Raw genomic sequence first — 22,463 nt, 5'->3', positions numbered from 1 at the left:
CATGCTTTTTGCGATCTGCGTCTTTGGATTTCTTCGCTTTGTCGCTCATCTGACCATCCTCAGAACCGCGAAGGGAAGCGTGGAAAGAAGTTTGGCGACGGCGATCGGGCCGGTGGCATCGACCTGCGTGTCATCCACGACATTCGTCCAACGTCCCACGGGAAGAACGAGCGCCGTGTCCTGCCAACATGTCGACCCGACAGGCATGACGGCTCGTGCACGTCCCTTGCCAGAGAGACGTGGCACAATGACGACAAGCGTCTGACCACTCTCCGACCGGGTGAACGCCAAAATCTTCTCCGCGCCTGGGCCGCTTGCCAAAAGCGGCTGGTAGTCGGCGTTCGCGTAGAACGCACGGTGCGCCTGGCGGTCGGCCAGCAGCTTGGCGATGGTCTGCAACTTGATGGCACCATCCTGCCAACCGGCAAGCAGATCCGTCGCCGAAGCGCTGGAGGCAAGCATGCTATCGCGTTGCGCGTAATCGACGGGACGCCTGTTGTCGGGATCGACCAGCGAGAAATCCCATAGGCCGGTGCCCTGATAAAAGTCGGGGACACCAGGGACGGTGCACTTCAAGACCGTGCGCGCCAGCGAGATCAGCATGCCGCGTTGCGCGATATCCTGCAGCAGCGGCCGCATCGTCTCGATGAAGCGCGAACCATCAGACAGCAAGCGAGCCACGAGATCCTTGGCGGCACCCTCATAGACTTCGTTCGGCTCGATCCATTTGCTGTGGCGCTTGGCCTCGCGCAACGCCTTCGGGATGTAGGCGAACAGCCGTTCTCGCAAAGCGTCGAGAACGGAAGCATCATCCGTTTCGAGCAGTTCGATCGGCCAGGCTCCGATGATCGATTGCAGCAGCATATACTGGTCGTTGAGATCGGGCTCGACGAGCACTCCGGCCTCTGCTTTCCAGATCGCCAGAACCTCTTGCCAAAGCTCCGGCGATTCCGACAGGCTCAGCAGGCGTGCGCGAGCATCCTCGCCGCGCTTGGTGTCATGCGTCGCGGAGGCCGTGAGTGCATGCGGCCAAGTGGCAGCGCGCTCGACATTGCTGGCATGGAATGCGTCGAGCGAAATACCGAAACGGCTGGGTTCGCCGCCAACCTCGTTAAGCGCGAGAAACCGGACATAGCGGTAGAACAGCGTGTCCTCGAGGCTCTTCGCCATAACCGGACCGGTCAGCTGCTGGAAGCGGCGGCGGAATCGGTTGACCAGCGCCGCCGATGCTTGCCCCGGTCGCCCGGTCGGCAGGGTCCCCAGGAGTACGGAGCCGATGAAATCGTGGACGCCACGATCCGGCAAAGCGGTGGCGGCCTTCGCGTCGTTCACGACGTCGACGACGAGCGTGCGGTCCTCGCGTGCCATGGATGTCGGCGTGATATAGGTGCGGTAGACGGGAAAGGCCGAGACCAGATCCGCCAAGGCAACGCGGATCGCGTTAACGCTGTAGTCGCGCGTCAAACGATTGGCGTCGGCGATCCGCTTCATGTCCGAGACCAGGCTCTCGAGCTCGCTGGAAAAACTTTCGAGCAGAACCTGCGTCTTCGCCGCATCGAGAGCTTGCTCGTAGCTCTGCGTGAAGCCGGTCGTCTCCTTGTAGATCCGGTCGAATGCGGCCTCGACGGACGAATCGACGAAGACTCCGTCGATCAGGTTCAGCATTTCGTAGCCCGTCGTCCCGGCGAGCGGCCAGTCTCGCAGCTCTTCGCCTGGCTCGAGGATCTTTTCCGCGACGATATAGAAATTCGGCCCGACGGCCCGCTGCAGATCCTGCGCATAGGCCTTCGGATCGGCGAGACCGTCGATATGATCGATGCGCAGGCCCTGGATCAGCCCGCGCTCGACAAGATCGAACACGAGCTCATGGACGCGCTCGAACACGGCCGGCTTTTCGATCCGCACACCCGCGAGCCCATCGATATCGAAGAACCGGCGATAGTTCACGTCGCTGGCCGCGACGCGCCAAAACGACAGGCGATAGGCCTGCTGCTCGAGCAGGCGATGCATCGCGCCGAAACTCTCGGGAAGGCCGGGAATGCCGTTGAAGACGGCAACGGCCTGATCGAGCACCTGGGCAACGTTGGCACGCTGCGCCAGCGCCGCGATCCGGCGCTTCAGCTTTTCGCAGGTCTCCACGACGTCGTGACGCCGATGCGCTGGCTCCTGCGCCAGCGCGCGCATCTCTTCCGCGATGCGGAGAAGCCCGTCGACGCCGTTGCCGCCCTCGCCGGCATCGACCGCAACGGCGCGATCGAGAATGTCGGGATAGGTCAGCGGGCAGATCGGAAAACGATGCTCATAGTGCCAGACGCTGAAACTGCCATCGGCCTTGTCGAACGCGAGCTTCAGATCGCCTCTTTCGAGTATTTCGCCGTACTGGCCTCCGAGAAACGGCGCCACCAGCTTGCCGTGGGCGCCAAGACGCTCCCAGTCGATGTCGAACGTGTCGCCATAGGGCGAGAGTTCGCCCCATTCCAGGACCGACAGCCACCAATGATTGTCGGCGCCACCGACACCCATGTGGTTGGGCACGATGTCGAGCAACAGTTCGAGACCTTCCGCCTTGATTGCCGCGGCAAAGTTTTGGAATCCCTCGATTCCGCCGAGCTCCGGATTGATCTCGCGCGGATCGACCGTGTCATAGCCATGGGTCGAACCCGGCCGTGCCTTCTGGATCGGTGAGGCATAGACGTGGCTGACGCCGAGACCCTTGAGAAAAGGCAGGATCTTCGTCGCATCCGCGAAGGTGAAATCCTTGTGGAACTGCAGACGATAGGTCGACGACGGCGGCGGCAGAGCGCGGCGTGGCGCACTCGAGCCGGCATGGCGCCCCTCTTCGATCATGGCATCCGCCGCTTGGGCCAACGGGCCGCCTGGAGCCAAAATACCTTCGACAGAACGGGTCAACTTGCGTTTCCAATTGGGATGGCCGCGATCGGGGCCGGGAAGGTTGGCCTGGTGGACGTCGTCCAGGACGTCCTCCAGTTGCAGCGCCAACAGCATGGCCGGCGATTTCGCGAGATAGCGCGAGGCACCTTCGAAGGGCGATTCTGGCGACGCGTCTGGGCTGGCGATTTTTTCCAGCGCCAAAGCTTCGATGAATTGCTCGATTTCGCCGGCGCGTCCAGCACGCTCGGCGTTGGCCTGTTCTTTCGTGTAGACGCCGAACGTCTCGCGCAGGTCGGTATCGAGTCCCTTCCACCAACCGGCAAAAGTCGGCAGATCATGGGTGGCGACCGCAGCGAGGGCTTTCCGCGGATAGGACGACGGCGGCTTAAACCCACCATCGTGCTCACGCTCGAACGTCAGGATCCGGTAGCTGAGAAGATCGGAGCGCATGATAGCATCGGAGAAGCCTTCCGGCGCGGTTCCGAGATCCTCGGCGATGACGATCGACCGGGCGCGTTGGCTTTCGAGCCGCACCGCCGCCAGCATCGTCTCGAAGGGATAGTTGATGTAGGCGCCCTGAGACGCCGGCATCCCATCCGGGATGACGAACAGACGTTGCAGTTGGAAGGCGTGATCGATGCGGATGGCGCCGGCATGGCGCATATTGGCCGTGAGCAGCGCGCGAAAGGCTTGCAGCCCCTGCTCTTCCAGCGTTTTCGGATTGAACGGGGGAAGGCCCCAGTTCTGCCCATCCGGGCCGAGCAGGTCCGGCGGCGCTCCGATCGCCACACCCGGCGTGAACCAGTCCGGTCGCGCCCACATTTCCGCGCCGCCGGAGTCGACGCCCACGGCAAGATCACGGTAGAGACCGACCGGCATGCCGGACTTGAGTGCGCGGGCTTGCGCCACGCCAAGCTGACTGTCCGCGACCCACTGCAGCCAGACATGGAAGGCGACCGCCTGCGGATGATCCTGTCGAAAACGGCTCACCGCGGCGCCATTTACATCGCGGTAGGCTTCCGGCCACTCGCCGATCCAGTGCTTGCCTTCGGCTGCAAATTTTTCAGACAAAGCTTCAAAGGTGGCATGAAGCTCCAAACCCTCGCCGCCACGCACGCGAAAAGCATTGAACGCTCCATCGCCCGCCTGCACGAAGACCGACCAGAGCTTTCCGAGGATGTCGCGCTTCAGGTTCCACACGGCAGCATGATCAACCAACGCGGCCGCGCGAAGCGTATCGAGCCGTTCCGCGGTTTCTGGAGCGTTGAGGTCGTGGGCCACAGGGCTGGAGACGAAACCCGGCACCTGACGCGGATCGATGTAGAGCGGATCGATGAACAACCGCGACGACGGCGAATAAGGCGAGACTTTGGTGCGGTCCGACGGAAACAGGGCATGAACCGGCGACAGGCCGAGAAACGACGCCCCGAGCCTGCCGGCGCCTTCGGCCAGATCGCCGACATCGGAGAAGTCGCCGATGCCGAAATTTCCCTCCGATCGCAGCCCATAGATTTGCGCGGTGATGCCAAACCCATGCCCCGTATCCCTGAAGACGTCGGGGAGAAAACAATGTGACGGCGCGGCGATCAAGGTTGCCTCGGCCTCGCGGCCGGCGGCTGTGACGTGGAGCTGATGATAGCCTTCCGGAACTGCAGCGAGCGCCAATGATGCGCCCGCGCCATCGCGACGAGCCGTTGCGCTGCCGTCGCGCGTTGATCCGTCCTCGAACGTCAGATGCCACGCGACGGGATCGCCATCCCCCGCGGAAAGCGCCACAACCGTGTCGCGGCCAGCCTCGATCGGGACGGTCGAGCGAACCAGCTTTTGCCGCTGGCCATCCGCCCAGGCAACGGAGTCCGCAAGGTCGCGATCGTTGCCGACATCGTAGCCCAGGCTCGCAAGAACAGCACGCACACCAACAGCAGGTGATTCCACCTCTTTACCGTAAGCGTCTCGATAGCGACGTTCGACGCCGGCCAGTTCGGCCAGGCGATAGATGTCGTCGTTGACGCTCATTCCGTGTCGCTTCCACTAACGCTGATCAGGATCGCGCCGCACCAGGCCGGAAGCTCGATCGTTTTACCGATCTTGGCATCGGCGCTGCGCCATAAAATCGTTTCGTCCGGCTTCGCCCCCTGCGTCACCGTGACATCACTGAAATTGGCGACGAGACGGAGCGTTCCATTATCGAAGCGCCATTCGACTTCGAGGCCGCCACTGCCGTGCCGCTGGTAGGAGGATTCGATGAAGCCACTCTCCATCAACGGGACCACGGATGCGTGGCGCGTTGCGAGCAGGTCCTTGGTTTCCTTCAGGACGATGGAAAAAGGCGCGCTCCGTGGCTCGGCCCAATCCAGCGTCGAATTGTGGAACGTTTCAGCCGCGGTCGGATCCGGGATCGGCTTGTCGTCCGCCTTGAAGGACGCAAAGTTGGCGAATTCCCTGGCACGGCCTTCGCGGATCGCCTTCTGAAGATCGGGATCCTTGTCGAAATTCACGAAGAACTGGAACGGCGTCGTCGCGCCCCACTCGTCGCCCATGAAGATCATCGGGATCTGCGGCGACAACAGAAGGACGGCGCGGGCCAGTTGGAGATGCTCGGGATCGGCGAGGCTGGTCAGACGCTCGCCATGCGCGCGGTTGCCGATCTGATCGTGATTCTGCAAGAAGGCAACAAACGCCTGAGGCGGAAGACCCTCGGTCGACTCGCCGCGGGTGCGTTCGAGGTTTTGCGAAAAATCGCCTTGATACGCGAAGCCTTCTGCCAGGCATCGTCCGAGCCGCTTGACGGTATCGCCGCCAAAATCGCCATAATAGCTCTCGCTTTCGCCGGTCAGCAGCCGGTGCCAGCAATGATGGATGTCGTCATCCCATTGCGCGTCGAACGCGATCGGCTCGCCGCCGTCCCGCACGAGGCGACTCGCTTCGTTATGTTCGTTCTCGAGAACCAAATGCACGTGACGATCGAAGAAATCCGCACGGATGCGTTCCGCGAGCTCGTCGAGAAAATGCCGGTCGCTGTCATCGATGATGGCATGGACCGCGTCGAAGCGCAGGCCGTCGATATGGAACTCCTCCAACCAGTAGAGCGCGTTCTGGATGAAGAACTCGCGCACGACATCGCCGGAGTCTTCGCCGTCAAAGTTGAGGCCTGCGCCCCACGGCGTCTGATGCCGCTCGGTGAAGAAGCCCTTGGCATAGGCGTGCAGAAAGTTTCCCGACGGCCCGAAGTGATTGTAGACCACATCGAGCATGACCATCAGGCCGAGCCCATGCGCTCGATCGACGAAGGCCTTCAGATCGTCGGGACTGCCGTATGCATTGTTAGGAGCGAAAGGCAGAACGCCGTCATACCCCCAGCTTCGCTGCCCCGGCGTCTCCGCCAGCGGCATGAACTCGATCGCGGTGATGCCGGTATCGCGGAGAAACTCGAGTTTTTCGGCAAGCGCGGCATAGGTGCCTTCGGGCGTCGCGGTCCCGACATGGGCTTCGTAGACCACCGCTTCGCTCCACGAGCGCCCCGTCCACGATCCGTCGGTCCAGTCGAAGAAACAGGGGTCAACCACCCGGCTGCGGCGGTCGTCATCGCTCGGCTGATGACGCGAGGCGGGATCCGGCACGAGGTCGTCGGACCCGTCTATGGCAAAACCATAGCTTTCTCCGACTTTGGCTTCGGAATCGACCAGCTTGTACCAACCCTGGCCGATCGCGGGCATGTCCTGCTTGCGCTCGCCGCAGACGACGGACACCGATTCCGCGCTCGGCGCCCAGAGGGCGAAGCGAACCCCATCGTCTAAAATCTCGGCTCCGAACGGCATGAGATGGCGACGACGCATGTCGTTCAAAACCTTCAGGTTTGATGTTGCAAGAGTACGAAAGAACGCGGCGGAAGCGGAAAAGCTTCGCCGGCTCTCAGAACTTTTGCATTGGGATCATAAAGACCGTCCGGACTCGTCGAGCTGAACACCGGAATAAACGAGGCGCAGGGGAAATCCTTCGCGAGATTGAAGGATATCGCCTCCTTCGAGGCATTGAACATGAGCAGGACCCGTTCGGTCGCCGCACCATGGTTGCCGATCTGCATGCCGAGCGCGCGACGATCGACGTGGCCCCAGTCGTCGCCCGCCATCTCGCGTCCATCGGCGGCAAGCCAATAAATGTCCTTCAGCCCGGTCGCTTCAAGCACCGCGCCGGTAAAAAACTCGAGGCGGCGGAAAACCTCGTGGCGACGGCGCAGGGCAATCAGGTTCGCCACATAGTCGGGAAGCGCAGGATCGTCGCCCGCTGCCCACGACATCCAGGTCGTCTCGTTGTCCTGGCAGTAGGCGTTGTTGTTGCCATTCTGACTGCGCGAGCGCTCGTCGCCCATGAGCAACATCGGCGTGCCGATCGCAAGAATCGCGGTCGCCAGGAGGTTGCGCTTTTGACGGTTGCGCGCCGCCAGGATCGCAACGTCGTCCGTCGGACCCTCGACACCGAAATTCCAGGAATAGTTGGGCTCGTGCCCATCCTTGTTGTTCTCGCCGTTCGGCAAGTTGTGGCGATCGTTGTAGCTGACGAGATCCTGCAGGGTGAAGCCATCGTGCGAGGCGACATACTGCACCGAGGCCCAGGGACGGCGACCGGAATGGTTGAAGATGTCGCTCGATCCCGTCAGCCGGCTGGCGAGCTTCGGCAACTGCGCCTGATCGCCTCGCCAGAAGGCGCGGATCGTATCGCGGAACTGATCGTTCCAATCGCCCCAACCCGTGGGAAAGGCGCCGACGCGATACCCTCCCGAGCCGAGATCCCAAGGTTCGGCGATGAGTTTGACCCGCGACAACACGGGGTCCTGCATGATCGCCTGGAGGAAGCCGGAGCGCTCGGAAACGTCGAACGGCGACCGGGCAAGAGCCGGCGCAAGATCGAAACGGAAGCCGTCGACATGATAGGCCTCAACCCAGTGGCGCAGGCTGTCCAGCACGAGTTGCAGCACTCGCGGATGGGACACATCCAGCGTGTTGCCGCAGCCGGTGCTGTCCCAGAAGAACCGCGGATTGTCGGGCGCAAGTTTGTAGTAGGATTTGTTGTCGACACCACGAAACGACAGCGTGGGACCGAAATGCGTGCCCTCGCAGGTGTGGTTGTAGACCACATCGAGGATCACTTCGATGCCGGCAGAATGCAGCGCCTTGATCGACGCGCGCAGGCCCAAGGCGCCGTCTTCGCCGAAGTATCGCGGCTCCGGCGCGAAATAGCCGAGCGTCTGGTAGCCCCAATAATTCTTCAGCCCCTTACTGACCAGAAAATGGTCGTCGGCAAAGGCCTGGATCGGCAGCAGCTCGACAGCCGTGATGCCGAGTTTGACGAGATGCTCGATCACCGCGGGATGCCCCAGCGCCGTATAGGTGCCGCGGACCGGGCCGGGGATGTCGGGGTGAAGCTGGGTGAAACCCTTGACGTGGGCCTCGTAGATGATCGTGTCGCGCCACGGCACGTTCGGCCTGCGATCGTCGCCCCAGGTCAAAGCCGGATCTTCGACGATGGCCTTGGGCATCATCGGTGCGCTGTCGCGGCGGTCCGGAACGAGGTCGCCGCGATGGGCGCTCATGCGGAAGCCATAAAGCGCATCATGCCAGCGCAGATGCCCGCCGATTTGCCGGGCATAGGGATCGAGGACGAGCTTGTGCGGATTGAAGCGGTGGCCAGCCGCCGGTTCGTACGGCCCGTGGACGCGATAGCCGTAATGCTGGCCCGGCCTCAGGCCGCGCACATGCCCGTGCCAAACCTGATTGGTGCAGCAGGGCAGGAAGATCTTGTCGGTTTCGACCCGGCCTTTCTCATCGAAAAGACACAGCTCGACTTTCGTGGCATGCGCAGAAAAGATCGCGAAATTGACGCCAAGGCCATCAAACGTCGCACCGAGGGGCGTTGCCTCGCCTTCGCTTAGTCGCAGCATCGGGCTCAGCGGCCGATGGTCGTCCAGAGTGCAGGCTTGGTGGAACGCCAGGCTTCGTCTTCACTCATCGCAGCTACTTCCGGCTTGTCAGGGATCTTAATATCCGCCGACTCGCCGGAAAGGTCGAGCAGGAATCGCCGACACCAAGCATCGACATCGTTGGTCTCCAGGACCGACATCATCGCTTCCCAGCGGTCGCGCCGCTCGCGCAGCGGCATCTCGTAGGCCTGGCTGATCGCAGCGGCGGTTTCCTCGATATCGTAGGGATTGACGATTAGGGCGCTCTCGAGCTCGAACGCCGCGCCGGCAAAGCGGGACAGAACCAGCACGCCGGGGTCTTCGGGTGATTGCGCCGCTACATATTCCTTGGCGACGAGGTTCATGCCATCGCGCAGCGGGGTCACAAGCCCGACGCGCGCCATACGGTAGAGACCTGCGAGAGCAGCGCGGCTCATCGCCTTGTTGATATAGCGAACCGGCGTCCAGTCGACGTCGCCGAGCTTGCCGTTGACGTGGCCGACATGCTCCGCCACCTGGCGCTGCATCTGCGCATATTCCGAGACCTCGGAGCGCGATTTGGGCGTGATCTGCAGCATGGTGACGCGCGATTTGGCGGCGGCGTGCGATTTTTCGACGAAGGTCGCGAACGAATCGATGCGCTGCTTGATGCCCTTCGAATAGTCGAGCCGGTCGACGCCGATGACCAGCGGGTGGCCCTCGAGGCTCTGGCGAGTCCGCTTGACGATGATGTTCTTCTCAGCCAGCCGCGCCTCTTGAGCGAATGCCTTGGTCTCGATGCTGATCGGGAAGGCGGCAACCCGGAATTTGCGGCCGTAGGCCTGGACCCAATCGCCGTCCAAAATCGTTCCGACGCCGGCCCGAACCAAGCAGCCCTTGAAGTTCTCCGCGTCGATCGGCGTCTGAAACCCGACGAGGTCGTAAGCGGCGAGACTGCGCAGGATCCGGTCGTAATTCGGTATGGCGGCAGCGATGTCGGACGGCGGGAACGGGATATGGAGGAAGAACCCGAGCGGGTTCGTAAACCCGAGGTCGCGGAGAAACGCCGCCATCGGGATGAAATGGTAATCATGCACCCAAATATCGTCGTCGGACCGAAGCATGCGGGCGAGGCGACGGGCGAACTGCTCGTTGACGCGGAAATACCCGTTGGCATTGCGGCGCGACAGATCGGCGAGATCAAGCCGGTAGTGACACACGGGCCAAAGCGCGCTGTTTGCAAACCCGTGATAATATTCGTCGTGATCGCGGCGCGAGAGATCGGTCACAGCGTAATCGACATTGCCGACGGTGCGCTCTTGCAGCGGCGGATCGTTTTCGGCGCAGATCTTTCCGGACCACCCGAACCAAAGCCCGCCATGGGTCTCGAGAGCGGCTCCAAGCGCCGTCGCTAGGCCGCCGGGCGGAGGGGAGCCAGCGGCGGTCGGAACAGGGACACGATTAGAGACAACTACGAGGCGTCCTTTAGATTGCGTCCGATCAGCATCAGACGACTTCTTCAGAATCTCGAACTGTACCATGTACCGGATGCCGCCTTTTGGTCGCCGTTTCGTCTTCAACGCAGCGGCAGGGGAGATCGTTGCACGATGTGGCCGCGATACCCCCTTGCATAGGTCCTGCCAGGCTTGGCTCGCTACGCGCGGCCTGCCGCGGCGCTCTCATAAACCACAAAACTGCCTGCGAGAGCTACCGCACACCCGATCGCGGTGTCGGACAGCCGAGCGAGAAACACGGGTACGACCATCTCGCCTTGCGGCAGCGCGAAGTTGATGAGGATCAAAACCCAGGCCGAAAGCAGCGCGACGCCGAAGCCGTAGTTGCGCTCGAAGCCAAGCGGCCAAAGGAACGGCAGAACGATGGCAAGCATGAGCAGCGTGCCGGGACGCACGGCGGACGGAACCGCCTGATTGATCAGGAATGCGGCGATGACACCGAGGATGGTGCCGCCGAAGCGCTGCAGCACCCGCACCGTGTTGGCCCGACGATCCGGCTGCATCACCAAAAGCGTCGTGATCGTGACCCAGTAGGGGCGGGCCTGTCCCCAAAGGAGGCCGATGCCGAGACCGCAGACGGCGGCAACGCCGTAGGTGAGGCTGAAGCGGGGTCCGGGATAGCGGACCGTGGCGTTGATCCGTGCGATGCGGATGCCGCGGGCCCCATGGCGAATGTAGTCGTCGATGCGCACGGCGGTGAACGAAAAGGCGGTGGCGATGAGGACGGCAGCCAGCGCGCCGCCATTGCCGACCGGCAGGTAGGCCGCCGCGACGAAGGTGATGAGGGCGTAGCGCGGGATCGCCTCGACGCCCGGCAACGTGCCATGCACGAAACCGGCAAAGAGGGCGAAAGCGAATGTCGTGACGAGGATCAGGGGATCATTGCCGGCAACGAGGCTGCCAATGCCGCCCAGGGCCATGCAGAGAAGCGCCCCGATGCCCTGAACCCACAGGCGGGATGCCAGCGAATGCGCCCGGTCGGTGAGGCACAGGAAGTTCGTGAAGACCGCACAGATCACCGCCGCCTCGAGTTGGCCGAGCAGAACGAAGGTGAGGAAACCGGCGCCGATGGCGCAGCCGTTTCTGACCATGCCGGCGGTGGGGACCGGACCACGGCGCACCGCACCGACCTCGCCGACCAGGATGCCAAGGCGTGAACTCACGGGACCTCCGAGACCTGCTGCCCGCAGGACCTAATCTGATTATCGTAACGCGGGCGTCCGTCACACCGGGTTGAGGGTCTTCTCGTTACGCTTTGTAATGCGAATTGAATATTCCGGTAAGTATTTGCAAATCCTTCATATTCATCATTTTTTTACGGATGATGCGAGCGTCGCGGCGCGTTGACGTCATTCGGGATTTTGCCGTGCATTTGCGGAGTGTTATGGCAGCCAACGATCCACGGTCTTACCGCGACATTTGTCACGGTCGGCAGGGCGGATACCGCCCCAAGATCTCACGGACTGAGCTTGGACCTTTGAAGAGTTTCGCGACTCCTCGCCTGATGGTCTAAGTCGCTCGAACAAGAGTACGGGGTAACGTGCAAAAATCGAAAAGCCTGGCGGACTACGCCACCAAACGCTTCCGCCTCGCCGGCAAAGCCTATCTCGAGCAACACAACCCCTTCTTCGTTCCCGTCGACAAGGCGCGGGCCGAGGCCGAGGCGCGTGGCGCCCGCTTCGTCAGCTTCGCCAATTACGACTACCTCGGCCTGTCGAACCACGTCGAGGTAAAGGCTGCGGCCCATGAAGCGATCGACAAGATCGGCATCGGCGCCCTGGCGTCCCGCCTCGTCGGCGGCGAGCGGTCGAGCCACTGCGATCTCGAGAAGGCGCTGGCCGACTTCATCGGCGTCGAAGAAGTCATGACCCTGGTCAGCGGCTATCTCACCAACGTGACCGTCATTTCCCACATCATGGGGTCCCGCGACGCCATCTTCCTCGACGAGCTGTCCCACAACAGCATCGTCAGCGGCTGCAAGAGCTCGCCCGCCGAGACAATCTTCTTCCGCCACAACGATCTCGATCACCTCGACCAACTGCTGACCGAGCGACGCGCGCAGTACAAGACGGCACTGATCGTCTCCGAAAGCCTGTTCAGCATGGACGGCGACATCGTCGACCTGCCGCGGCTTGTCGCCCTGAAGAAGAAGCATGCCACTTGGCTGCTGCTCGACGAAGCCCATTCGATCGGCGTCCTCGGCAAGGAGGGCCGCGGTCTTTGCGAATACACCGGCGTCGATCCCAACGACATCGACCTCATCATCGGCACGCTGTCGAAGTCCTTCGCCTCCTGCGGCGGCTTCATCTGCGCCAAATCCTCGATCATCCAGTGGATGCGCCACACGTTGCCTGGTTTCGTCTACTCGGTCGGCCTGTCGCCGGTCATCAGCGCCGCGGCGCTCGCCGCCCTGCGGCTCAGCCAGAGCGAGACGTGGCGGATCGAAAAGCTTCGGCACAACAGTGAGTTGTTCGTCGAGCTCGCGCGCGAGGCCGGGCTGGGAACCGGGCCGGCGATCGGCCGCGGCGTCGTGCCGATCCTCTTCCCTGACAGCCTAGCGACCCTTTACGCGTCGCAGCATCTGCTGGCGAACGGCTACTACGTGCCGCCGATCATACAGGTCGGCGTGCCGAAGGATCAGCCACGCCTCCGCTTCTTCCTGTCCGCGACGCACACCGACGCCGACATCAAGGGCGTGATCGCGCTCCTCGCGGAAATCCAGGCGACCGAGATCGTCGTGGACGAAAGCGAAGTCGCGCTGATCGATGAAGCTTTGGCCGACGCCGGCCGTGCCGAAGTCGAACTTGCCGAATTGGACCTTGCGCCAGGTCTCCTGGGATCGGTTCACGAACAGCTGGGCGCGGCGTCCTGACGGGCGTCGGGGGCCCAGCCGTGAGCATCGAGATCGTTCCCGTTGCCGGCATCGGCAAGTTCATGACGTTCTGCCGGATTCCCAGGCAGATTTACAAAGGCATGGATGGCTTTGCCGCGCCGCTCGACGCGGAACGCTGGACCGCGTTCTCGAGCAGACTCAATCCGCATTTCAAGCTGGTCGACTCGCAGGCCTTCATCGCCAAGAAGGACGGCCGATGGGTCGGACGCATTCTCGCGCAGATCTACAAGGACGGCTGGAAGCCTGTCGGCACCTCGCCGGCGCAGTTCGGCTGCCTCGACGCGATCGATGACGAAGAGGTCGTCACCGCCTTGCTGAGCGCGGCCGAGGAGTGGCTGAAGGCGAAAGGCGCGGATTCGATCGTCGGGCCGTTCTCGCCATCGGTCAACGCGGAAAGCGGCATGCTGATCGACGGCTTCACCGCTCTCCCGATGATCTTCGTGCCGTGGAACCCGCCCTATCTGCCGGATCTGGTGGAAGCGGCCGGCTACAGCAAGGCCCGCGACCTCTACTCCTATCGCTACGACGTGCGCGCCTCGGATCGCGAGGTCAAAGGCTCGATCATGGCGCGTCCGGAATGGGCGCAGCGCCTCAAAATCCGCACACTCGACCTGAAGAACCTGAAAAGCGAAGCGCCGATCATCGTCGACATCTTCAACGATGGCTGGGCCGAGAACTGGGGCTTCGTCCCCTTTACGCTGGAAGAGTTTCTTTCGGTCGCCGACGGCCTGAAATACGTCATGCCGGACAACGGCGGGTTCATGGTCGAGCTCGACGGTGTCCCCCAGGCGTTCGGCATCGTGCTGCCGAACCTCCACGAAATCCTCGCGGATTTCCACGGCACCTTGCTTCCCTTCGGGCTGCCGAAGGTCGTTTCAAGGGTCCGCAATCATGCGTTCAAGTCGGGGCGGCTCGCGCTTTTCGGCATCCGTCGCGCCTTGCATCGCAAGGCCGTCGGTGGTGTCGTGATCCTGGCTTTCATCGAAGAACTGCGTCGCCGCAGCCGCAGCTCCTCGATCGACCACGTCGAATTCGGCTGGGTCCTCGAAGACAATGCCGGCATGCGGCGGCCGATCGAGTTTTCCGGCGCGCAGGTCGACAAGATCCATCGCGTGTATGAAAAGCATTTGAGCGCCTGAAACCGCTCAGGAAGGGACTAGCCTAATGACTCACGTGCTTGACTACGGTCGGGGCAAGGGTGCCGCAGCTGACACGCCGTTCCGCCGTTCGTTCTTCCCGGCCGACCTGAGACGCCCGCACCCGATCCGCCGCGCCGCGATCATCAAGGCGCATCCCGACGTCAAGGCGTTGATCGGCAAGGACCGGTGGACGGCGGTCATCACCGTCGGCGTGGTGGCGGGTCAAGTCGCCCTGGCCTGGGGACTCGGTCATCTTGGCATCGGCTACTGGTGGCTGGCGCTGATCGCCGCCTGGACGATCGGCGCCTTCGCCAACCATGCGATGTTCGTCGTCATCCATGATGGTACGCACAACCTCGTGTTCAAGAACGTTCTCTTGAACAAGATGCTGATCGTACTGGCGGATCTCCCCAACACGCTGCCGACGGCGATGGGCTTCCGTTGCTACCACGTGAAGCATCACTCGCATCTCGGCGATTACGACTACGACGCCGATCTGCCGAGCCGCTGGGAAGCTGACCTCGTCGGCAACCGCTGGTACGGCAAGGCCGGCTGGCTGTTCTTCTTCGCCCTGTTCCAACTGACCCGCCTCGAGCGGCTCAAGGGCACGGTGCCGATGCGCAACCGCTGGACGATCTACAACGGCGCCGCGGTCTTCCTTTTCGACGCCGCGATCCTCTACTTCTGCGGCGTCAACGGGCTGCTCTATCTGTTCCTGTCGTTCTGGTTTTCGGTCGGGCTTCATCCACTTGGCGCCCGCTGGATCCAGGAGCATTTCACGCTCGATCCCGAGCAGGAAACCTTCGACTATTACGGCCCGCTGAACTTCTTCGCGCTCAACATCGGCTACCACAACGAGCATCACGACTTTCCGGACATTCCGTGGCGCCGCCTGCCGGAGCTGAAGAAGATCGCGCCGGAATATTACGAGACGCTGAAGTCGCATTCCTCGTGGACCAAGCTGTGGCTGACGTTCATTTTCGACAAGCGCTATACGCTCTATCAACGCGTCGACCGCAGCCCCTCGACGATGGGTCCGAGCTGATCGCGCGATCGTTCGCAACATGAAAAAGGCGGGCCGATGAGGCCCGCCTTTTTTGGTTTATGAGCTCTGACTAAGAGTGTGGTGCTTAGTAGCCGTATCCGTAGCCATAGCCGGGATAGCCATACCCGTAGCCGCAGCCGCCGACCGCCGCGCGGAGCGGACCGCATCCATAATAGCCGCGGCCGTAGCCATAGCCATAGCCGCGACCGTAGCCACCGTACCCGCGACCGCCATAGCCGCGGCCACCGAACCCGCGACCACCCCCACCGAAGTGGCCGCCGCCGCCGAAGTGACCGCCACCACCGTGGCCACCGCCACCATGACCGCCACCGTGGCCCTGCGCATCAGCCAAAGACGGAAGCGCGACCGAGCCGGCGCCAAGAGCCAGCGCGGCAACACCGGCGAGAACGACATTCTTCATCTGCATGAGTTTTCCTTCGTGAGAATATGTGCTGGCAATGTCGGCGAGGACGATTGGTTGCGGAAGACCAGCCAAGCAAAAACACATGAACATCGGTTCATATGCCTACGGCCTTTACATTAGACGACTTTTTAGTCGCGCCCCGAGGACTCGCCGACAGCTTTCGCCGATTTCGGTGTACGCTTAAAACTCTCGTTTGCGCCAAACATCGTCTTCACGATTGCGGGGGCATTCGACAGGCTGATGAACACCATCGCTGGCGGCACGAGAAGGACCGTGGCGATATAGCGCCACAACGGCCCGCGCTTCAGCGTCACGTAGGGGACGAGGGTCAGTCCGACGGCGATGATCACGATCAGCACACCGATCAGGCTCAGCAGCGGAACGTAAGGCATCGCGTTCCCGGTCCGCAGCAGGATGCAGGCGACGAGGGAAACGCTGGCGATGGCCGCGCAGGGATAGAAGGCCTGCACGAAGATCAGAAAGCTTGCCGACAGTTTGAACCCGAGCGACCAGGGCACCGACCAGATCTTGCCGAGCAGCTTGCGCGCCACCTGAACGAAACCGGTCGACCAGCGCCGTTGCTGGACGCGCCAATGGTCGATACGCTCGGGCACCAGGCCGGGAATTGCCGGCTCCATGACGAACAGTCCGTGCCAGCCGGCCAGCGCCACGCGAACGGTGAGATCCAGATCCTCGGAGATGGAATCCGCCGACCAGCCGCCGGCTTCGGCGATCGCCGTCCGCCGCCACACCCCGCCCGTGCCATTGAACTGAAAAAGCCAGCCGCCGCGGAACCGTCCCGCCTGTTCGACGACAAAATGGGCGTCGAGCATCATGCCCTGGACCCGCGTCAGCCAGTTGGTGCGATAATTCGCAAACTCGCAGCGCGACTGCACGAAGCCGGCGTCGGGATCGGCGATGAGGATCGGCACCACGTCGCGAAGCCAGTGTGGCGGCGGACGAAAGTCGATATCGAGCAGGGCGATCAGCGGCGCATTGCTGATCCGGAGCCCTGCTTCGAGCGCACCGGCCTTGAAGCCGGTGCGATCCTCGCGCCGCACATGGATGATCTTCACACCGCGCGCCGCCAGATCCGCGACCACCCCGGCGATCAGGATTGGCGTGTCGTCGGTGGAGTCGTCCAGCATCTGGATGTGCAGCTTGTCGCGCGGCCAGTTGAGCGCCACGGCGGATTGGATGGCCCCGAGCGCCACCTCGTTCTCGTTGAACAGCGGAATCTGCACGAGAACGTCCGGTAGATCGAGTTCCGGCAGAAAGGCCCGCGGCAGGTGATTGCGCCAGTGCGGCGGCCCGAGGAGATCGTAGACCTTGATCCCGATTAAGGCGAGAAAGCCGCTCCCCACGGCGATCAGGCCGATCGACGAGACGTAAAGGCACGTCTCGAAAAAGCCGAGGAGAAGCCTATGCACGATCAAGGAGATATCCTCAGAATAGGTTCGGCGCCAGCGCCAAGCTCGGACGATACGCGCTCGCGGGCCGGTTGGAACGTCTTTTAGCGCATCTCAAGCCAGAGCTTGAGTGAATAATCCAGGGCCGATGCCGATAGGTGACCTGCCTAAATATTCTCAGGTCCGATGCGCTCTTGCGTCCCGGGCACTGTTACCGTCACACCGGCCATGATCCGGTCGTAGACCCGCGCCGGGAGCAGTCGGCCCAGGCGCGTCAGTACATAAAGGAACCAGGGAAACGCGATCGTCGCCTTACCCTTGCTGAGTCCCCGCTTGATCAGCGCGGCCGCCTCCGCGTCGGTGATCTCGCCGGGTTTCATCGCATCGATCGAGTCGTTGAGCGGCGTCTTGACGAAGCCGGCGATGATGAGGCTGACCAGCACGCCCTGCGGCTCCAGCCGACCGCGAAGCGACTCGGCATAGGCATGGACGCCCGCCTTGGTGACGCAATAGGCCGGCGAGTAGGGCAGGCCATGCAGGCCGGCGAGCGATCCGACGAAGGCGAGCTGCCCAGTGCCACGCGCGCACATCGGCGCGATGAGCGGCTCGGCCGTGTTGAGGACACCGACCAGGTTGGTGGCGAGGATCGCGCGCACGGCCTCCGGGTCTTCCGTCAACGCGCCGGGCGCGAGACCTGTGGTGATGCCGGCGTTGGCGATGGCCAGATCGAAGGGCTGGAAAATGTCGGCTGCCTCGATCCAGGACGCCATTGCCAGGCGGTCGCGGACGTCGACCGTTCCAGCCTCGACAACGGCACCTTTGGCACGCGCCGCTTCCGCGACCGCGGCAAGCCGGCTTGCGTCGCGGCCAAGCAGGGCGAGTCGGACGCCGGGGGCGGCATAGGCCAGCGCCAGCGCACGGCCGATGCCGCTCGAAGCGCCCGTGATGAGGATCGAGCGCGCGATCACGGCTCGACGAAGGCTTCGGCGAGACAGACGAGATCGCGGCCGTCGTCGCCGCGCACCATCAGCCGCAGCACCGCCGGGACGCCAGCTGCCGCCTGCACCACCTTGCCCGACACTTCGATACTGTCGCCGACGAGGACGGGCCGGATGAATTTGCCCGACAGCTTGACGATCGAGGCGGCGGGGCGCCAGGCGTGGAGATAGGGTTCGAAGCAACCCATGATCAGCATGCCGTGGATCGGCGGGCGCGCCAGCCCGGCGCGGGCGGCGAGCGACGCGTCGCTGTGCAAGGGGTTGTCGTCACCCGAAGCCTCGGCGTAAGCCGCCACCATTTTGGCCGAGAAAGGGCCGAAGCGGCGCGGCGGAATGACATGGCCGGCTGCCAGCTCGGAGGATGCCGCGACGTCCGGGCTCACGCTGCCAGCTCCGTCGGCGCCGCGATCAGCCGCAAGATCGTTTCAATCCGCAGCTGTTCGACGCCCGCGGCGTCTGTGACCACGCCATCAAGGATCACCCGGTCAGGCGCCGCTTCCCGCCGCGCAAAAACCGTCAGCGTGTAAAGCTGGTCCACGAAAAGCGGATGCGTGTAAGCGAAGCTTTGTGACTCGTGCACAAGCACGGCCTCGGCCCCCGACGCCAGATCCAGAAGCCCGGCACGGATGTCCGGCAAGGCGAGCCAACGCATGGGATAGGTCAGGGGCAGTGTCGCGGCAGGCGCGACGCCGGTCGCCCGGCAGAAGGCATCGGCCTCGGCGATCGTGCCGACGACCGCGAAGCGACCGAGGGCCGTGCTCCCGCTCACGCGGCGTCCGGCGCCTGGGCGATCAGCACCGCATTGATGCCGCCGAAAGCAAAAGAGTTGCTCATCGCCGTCTTGATCGTCATCGGGCGCGCCTCGTTCGGGATCGGATCGACCGGGCATTTTTCGTCCGGCTCGCGCCAGTTGATGGTCGGCGGCGCGACCTGATCGCGGATCGCGCCAAACGTCACGATCAGCTCGAGCGCGCCACCGGCACCCAGGGCGTGGCCGTGGATCGGCTTGGTGGACGAAATCGGAAGATCCGGAAGCCGGTTGCCGAACACGAGACCCAGTGCGGCAGACTCAGAGACGTCGTTGACGATGGTCGCCGTGCCATGCGCGTTGACATAATCGATCGCGTCGGGCGGCAGATCGGCGTCGAGCAGGGCCGCTTTCATCGAAGCTGCCGCACCCTCGGAATCCGGTCGCACAGGGTCCTTGGCGTCGCTCGACGTCCCGTAGCCGACCAGCGTGCCGACCGACTTGGCGCCGCGCGCCCGGGCGTGGACTTCGGATTCGAGGATGAAGACGCCGGCGCCGGCGCCGAGAACCATGCCGTTGCGGCCTTTGGAGAAGGGGCGACAGAAATCCGGCGTCATGACGCGGAGGGATTCCCACGCGAGCATTGCGTTATTGACGATGCAGTCCTCGGTGCCGCCGACGATCGCGATGTCGACCATCCCGGCGCGGATCATCTGCATGCCGAGACCGATGGCCTGCGTGGCCGAAGAGCAGGCGCTGGCGACGGCAAAGCTCGGACCCTGAACGCCGTAGCGCATCGACAGCATCGACGGACAGGCACTCGGGATCAACTTCGGAATCGACAGCGGATCGGGACGCGCGTTGTCCATCAGGTTGCCGTGGATGCCGATCTCGATCGTCTTCATGCCACCGATGCCGGTGCCGATGATGGCCGCGGCGCGGGTTCCCAGACGCGTCGTCCGATCGAAGCCGGCCTGCGCCATCGCTTCATCGGCGGCGACCAGCAGGTATTGCGAAACAGGGTCGCAGAACGCCAGCGTGGTCTTGTCGAGGTAGAGCGTCGGATCGAAATCCTGCACCTGCGCCGCGATCTTGATGCGGCCGCGATAAGGGTGCGGAAAGACCGGCGGGAAGATGCAGGGACGGCCATCGCGCGCGGCAGCCCATAGGAGCTCAGCGCCGACACCGGCGGAGGACACAGCCCCCATGCCGGTGACGACGACCCGTGCAGATGATGCCATTCAGGCCGTCTTTTCTTTGATGATGTAGGCCGCGATCGCGTCGATGAGACTCTTCACATCCTTGGCGTCATGGAAGGGGCCATCCATAGGGATGTAGACGTCGAACTTGTCCTCGATCGCCGTCAGGATCATCACGATATCGATCGACTTCAGATCGAGACTCTCGATCGTCGCGTCCATCGTGACCTTTTCGCGATCGACCATGCCTTCGGCGACAATGACGTCGATAATCTTACTGACGAGCTCGGCCTGGTCGATATCCTTCGTTTCCACCGATCACTCCACACGTCGACTACGGATCCTGACGCTCTTCGGCGAAGCTTATGGCCCACGCACGAGAGGTCGAAGTCAAATACACGACATCAAGCGGGGTATCCCGCGCGTCGCCGGCCTGGTCTCGGAGCCATTCGGTCACCGCCCCACAGGCCATGGCGGCGCGGCCAGAACCACGCGCATCCACCGCCCCTCCGTAGTCCAATCCTTCCATGAAATAAAGAGCCAAGACGATGGAAGCCCCATGGGGCATTCGTCGCGAGCGCCGGTGTTCACAGAAAGGTCTGCGGATCGACGTCGAAAGCCACCCGGACGCCGCCTCTGGGGGGTGCCACGTGTTGGATGAGCGCGCGCAGGAATCCTTGAAGATCGGCGCGGCGCGGCGAACGGATCAGGAGGCGGAAACGGTGGCGCCCGGCGATGACCGAGATCGGCGCTTCGGCCGGGCCGAGAACGACCAGGTCTTCGGATCCCGGCAGCCCGCCTGCCGTGGCAAGGGTCCAGCGCTCCGAACTCGGCATGAGGTAGGCGGCCTGCGCGAGAGACCGGGCATAGGCCTGGGTGCCGGCAAAGTCCGGCCCGGATACGATGACTGCGGCAAGGCGTCCGAACGGCGGCAGCGTCGCGCGCTGGCGCTGCGATGTTTCTTCGGCGTAGAAGCGCTCCGCATCGCCCGACAGCAGCGCGCGGACGACGGGATGATCCGGCTGGTAGGTCTGGAGAATCGCCCGGCCCGGCCGTTCGAATCGCCCGGCGCGCCCGGTGACCTGCTGCAGGAGCTGAAACGTCCGCTCGGCGGCCCGCGGATCCCCGGTCGAAAGACCGATATCGGCATCGATGACGCCGACCAGCGTCAGCATCGGGAAATTGTGTCCCTTGGCCACGAGCTGGGTGCCGATGACGATGTCGCAGCCGCCCTCGGCGACCGTGTCGAGTTCGGTGCGCAGCCTCTCGGTCCCGCCCATGAAATCGGAGGAGAGGACGATGCTGCGCATCTCGGGAAACCGCTCTGCCACCTCCTCGGCCAACCGCTCGATCCCCGGCCCGCACGGCACCAGCGCATGGGAGGCTTCGCAGATCGGACAGACGTCGGGTCGGCGTTCCTGATGACCGCAATGGTGGCAGACGAGGGCGTGGCGAAAGCGGTGCTCGACCAGCCACGCCGTACAGTCCGGGCATTGAAAACGGTGGCCGCAGCTGCGGCACAGGGTCAGCGGCGCATAGCCCCGCCGATTGAGAAAGAGAAGCGCCTGTTCGCCCCGTGCAACCGTCTCGGTTATCGCGCGCTCGAGCGGCGGCGCGATCCAGCGGCCGCGGGGCGGCGCGTTCCGACGCAGGTCGAGCGCGGTGATGACGGGCATCGGTCGATCGCCGAACCGTGCGGGCAGCTCAAGGTGGGCATAGCGGCTGTTGCGCGTGTTGACCTGCGTCTCGATCGACGGCGTCGCCGAGGCCAGCACGACGGCCGCCCCCTCGATCTGGCCGCGAACGACCGCCATGTCGCGGGCGTTGTAGGTGACGCCGTCCTCCTGCTTGTAGGCGGCCTCGTGCTCCTCATCCACGATGATCAGGGCAAGATCCTTGAATGGCAGGAACAGGGCAGACCGCGCACCGGCGACGACCTGGACCTCGCCCATCGCCAGCGCATGCCAGATCGCATGGCGCCGCTTGGCGCCGACCGATGAATGCCATTCGGCCGGGCGTGTGCCGAACCGCGCGGCGAAGCGGTCGAGAAATTGTCCGGTCAAGGCGATTTCCGGCAGCAGGATCAGCGCCTGGCGGCCGGCGCGCAGGGCCGCCGCGACGGCCTCGAAATAGACCTCGGTCTTGCCCGACCCGGTAACCCCCTGCAGCAGCGTCACGCCAAATATTTTGGCCTCGACACTCTGTTTGAGCGCGTCGGCGGCCTCGGCCTGGGTCGGGGACAGGTCCGGCGCGGCGAAATCGGGATC

At 63.4% G+C, this 22,463-nt stretch carries 16 protein-coding genes; 3 read left to right on the top strand and 13 right to left on the bottom strand.

Annotated elements, in window-relative coordinates; all coding sequences use genetic code 11:
• Positions 1 to 45: 45 nt before the first annotated feature.
• From treY to GSQ79_RS17025, 5 genes are all read right to left on the bottom strand, one after another.
• Positions 46 to 4,908 (bottom strand): malto-oligosyltrehalose synthase, encoded by a 4,863-nt coding sequence (gene treY / locus GSQ79_RS17045; protein WP_158809861.1) that lies wholly within the window; start codon positions 4,906 to 4,908, stop codon positions 46 to 48.
• A complete protein-coding gene (gene treZ, locus GSQ79_RS17040) occupies positions 4,905 to 6,728 on the bottom strand; it encodes a malto-oligosyltrehalose trehalohydrolase (RefSeq protein ID WP_158809860.1) in 1,824 nt (607 codons plus the stop codon). Before treZ ends, treY begins: the two co-directional genes overlap by 4 nt.
• A 14-nt stretch (positions 6,729 to 6,742) precedes the next feature.
• Positions 6,743 to 8,830, bottom strand: coding sequence for a glycogen debranching protein GlgX (gene glgX, locus GSQ79_RS17035; RefSeq protein WP_158809859.1), 2,088 nt, complete (start codon positions 8,828 to 8,830; stop codon positions 6,743 to 6,745).
• 5 nt (positions 8,831 to 8,835) lie between these two features.
• Positions 8,836 to 10,368 carry a trehalose-6-phosphate synthase gene (locus tag GSQ79_RS17030; protein WP_158809858.1) on the bottom strand — a complete coding sequence of 511 codons (1,533 nt, stop codon included), beginning with the start codon at positions 10,366 to 10,368 and terminating at the stop codon, positions 8,836 to 8,838.
• Positions 10,369 to 10,481: 113 nt separating this feature from the next.
• Positions 10,482 to 11,504, bottom strand: coding sequence for an FUSC family protein (locus GSQ79_RS17025; RefSeq protein ID WP_158809857.1), 1,023 nt, complete (start codon positions 11,502 to 11,504; stop codon positions 10,482 to 10,484).
• A 377-nt stretch (positions 11,505 to 11,881) separates the two neighbouring features.
• On the opposite strand from GSQ79_RS17025, the gene GSQ79_RS17020 reads away from it, so the two are divergent.
• Genes GSQ79_RS17020 through GSQ79_RS17010 form a run of 3 tightly spaced genes read left to right on the top strand, consistent with a single transcriptional unit; the run spans position 11,882 to position 15,418 of the window.
• The gene (locus GSQ79_RS17020) at positions 11,882 to 13,213 is read left to right on the top strand and encodes an aminotransferase class I/II-fold pyridoxal phosphate-dependent enzyme (RefSeq protein WP_158809856.1); all 1,332 of its coding nucleotides are present in this window, start codon (positions 11,882 to 11,884) and stop codon (positions 13,211 to 13,213) included.
• A gap of 20 nt (positions 13,214 to 13,233) precedes the next feature.
• Positions 13,234 to 14,373, top strand: a complete 1,140-nt coding sequence (locus GSQ79_RS17015) for a hypothetical protein (protein ID WP_246725393.1) — start codon at positions 13,234 to 13,236, stop codon at positions 14,371 to 14,373.
• A 25-nt stretch (positions 14,374 to 14,398) separates the two neighbouring features.
• Positions 14,399 to 15,418 carry a fatty acid desaturase gene (locus tag GSQ79_RS17010; RefSeq protein ID WP_158809855.1) on the top strand — a complete coding sequence of 340 codons (1,020 nt, stop codon included), beginning with the start codon at positions 14,399 to 14,401 and terminating at the stop codon, positions 15,416 to 15,418.
• An 85-nt stretch (positions 15,419 to 15,503) separates the two neighbouring features.
• Here GSQ79_RS17010 and GSQ79_RS17005 read toward each other — a convergent pair whose 3' ends face one another.
• The 8 genes from GSQ79_RS17005 to priA all read right to left on the bottom strand — a co-directional run.
• Positions 15,504 to 15,845: a hypothetical protein gene (locus GSQ79_RS17005; protein WP_210253120.1), complete on the bottom strand. Its 342-nt coding sequence runs from the start codon at positions 15,843 to 15,845 to the stop codon at positions 15,504 to 15,506.
• 125 nt (positions 15,846 to 15,970) lie between these two features.
• Positions 15,971 to 17,272 (bottom strand): glycosyltransferase family 2 protein, encoded by a 1,302-nt coding sequence (locus GSQ79_RS17000; RefSeq protein WP_368669950.1) that lies wholly within the window; start codon positions 17,270 to 17,272, stop codon positions 15,971 to 15,973.
• 146 nt (positions 17,273 to 17,418) lie between these two features.
• Positions 17,419 to 18,219, bottom strand: a complete 801-nt coding sequence (locus GSQ79_RS16995) for an SDR family oxidoreductase (RefSeq protein WP_158809853.1) — start codon at positions 18,217 to 18,219, stop codon at positions 17,419 to 17,421.
• Positions 18,216 to 18,632 (bottom strand): MaoC family dehydratase, encoded by a 417-nt coding sequence (locus GSQ79_RS16990; RefSeq protein ID WP_246725392.1) that lies wholly within the window; start codon positions 18,630 to 18,632, stop codon positions 18,216 to 18,218. Before GSQ79_RS16990 ends, GSQ79_RS16995 begins: the two co-directional genes overlap by 4 nt.
• Positions 18,629 to 19,018 carry a hypothetical protein gene (locus GSQ79_RS16985; protein WP_158809852.1) on the bottom strand — a complete coding sequence of 130 codons (390 nt, stop codon included), beginning with the start codon at positions 19,016 to 19,018 and terminating at the stop codon, positions 18,629 to 18,631. Before GSQ79_RS16985 ends, GSQ79_RS16990 begins: the two co-directional genes overlap by 4 nt.
• Positions 19,015 to 20,238, bottom strand: coding sequence for a beta-ketoacyl synthase (locus GSQ79_RS16980; protein WP_158809851.1), 1,224 nt, complete (start codon positions 20,236 to 20,238; stop codon positions 19,015 to 19,017). The genes GSQ79_RS16985 and GSQ79_RS16980 overlap by 4 nt, the downstream gene beginning before the upstream one ends.
• Positions 20,239 to 20,511 carry a phosphopantetheine-binding protein gene (locus GSQ79_RS16975; protein WP_158809850.1) on the bottom strand — a complete coding sequence of 91 codons (273 nt, stop codon included), beginning with the start codon at positions 20,509 to 20,511 and terminating at the stop codon, positions 20,239 to 20,241. It abuts the gene before it with no gap.
• A gap of 272 nt (positions 20,512 to 20,783) precedes the next feature.
• A partial coding sequence (gene priA, locus GSQ79_RS16970) for a primosomal protein N' (protein WP_158809849.1) occupies positions 20,784 to 22,463 on the bottom strand: 1,680 nt, incomplete at its 5' end.

The sequence above is a fragment of the Beijerinckia sp. L45 genome (assembly GCF_009765775.1).
Taxonomy (GTDB): Bacteria; Pseudomonadota; Alphaproteobacteria; order Rhizobiales; family Beijerinckiaceae; genus RH-AL1.
Note: the sequence above shows the minus strand (reverse complement) of the source record. Positions and strands in the feature narration are given on the sequence as shown.

Excerpts from the sequence above, each read along its gene's own strand:
- GSQ79_RS16980 (WP_158809851.1), bottom strand. The coding sequence starts at position 20,238 with ATGGCATCATCTGCACGGGTCGTCGTCACCGGCATGGGGGCTGTGTCC.
- GSQ79_RS17005 (WP_210253120.1), bottom strand. The coding sequence starts at position 15,845 with ATGCAGATGAAGAATGTCGTTCTCGCCGGTGTTGCCGCGCTGGCTCTT.
- treZ (WP_158809860.1), bottom strand. The coding sequence starts at position 6,728 with ATGCGTCGTCGCCATCTCATGCCGTTCGGAGCCGAGATTTTAGACGAT.
- GSQ79_RS17030 (WP_158809858.1), bottom strand. The coding sequence starts at position 10,368 with ATGGTACAGTTCGAGATTCTGAAGAAGTCGTCTGATGCTGATCGGACG.
- treY (WP_158809861.1), bottom strand. The coding sequence starts at position 4,908 with ATGAGCGTCAACGACGACATCTATCGCCTGGCCGAACTGGCCGGCGTC.
- GSQ79_RS17010 (WP_158809855.1), top strand. The coding sequence starts at position 14,399 with ATGACTCACGTGCTTGACTACGGTCGGGGCAAGGGTGCCGCAGCTGAC.
- glgX (WP_158809859.1), bottom strand. The coding sequence starts at position 8,830 with ATGCTGCGACTAAGCGAAGGCGAGGCAACGCCCCTCGGTGCGACGTTT.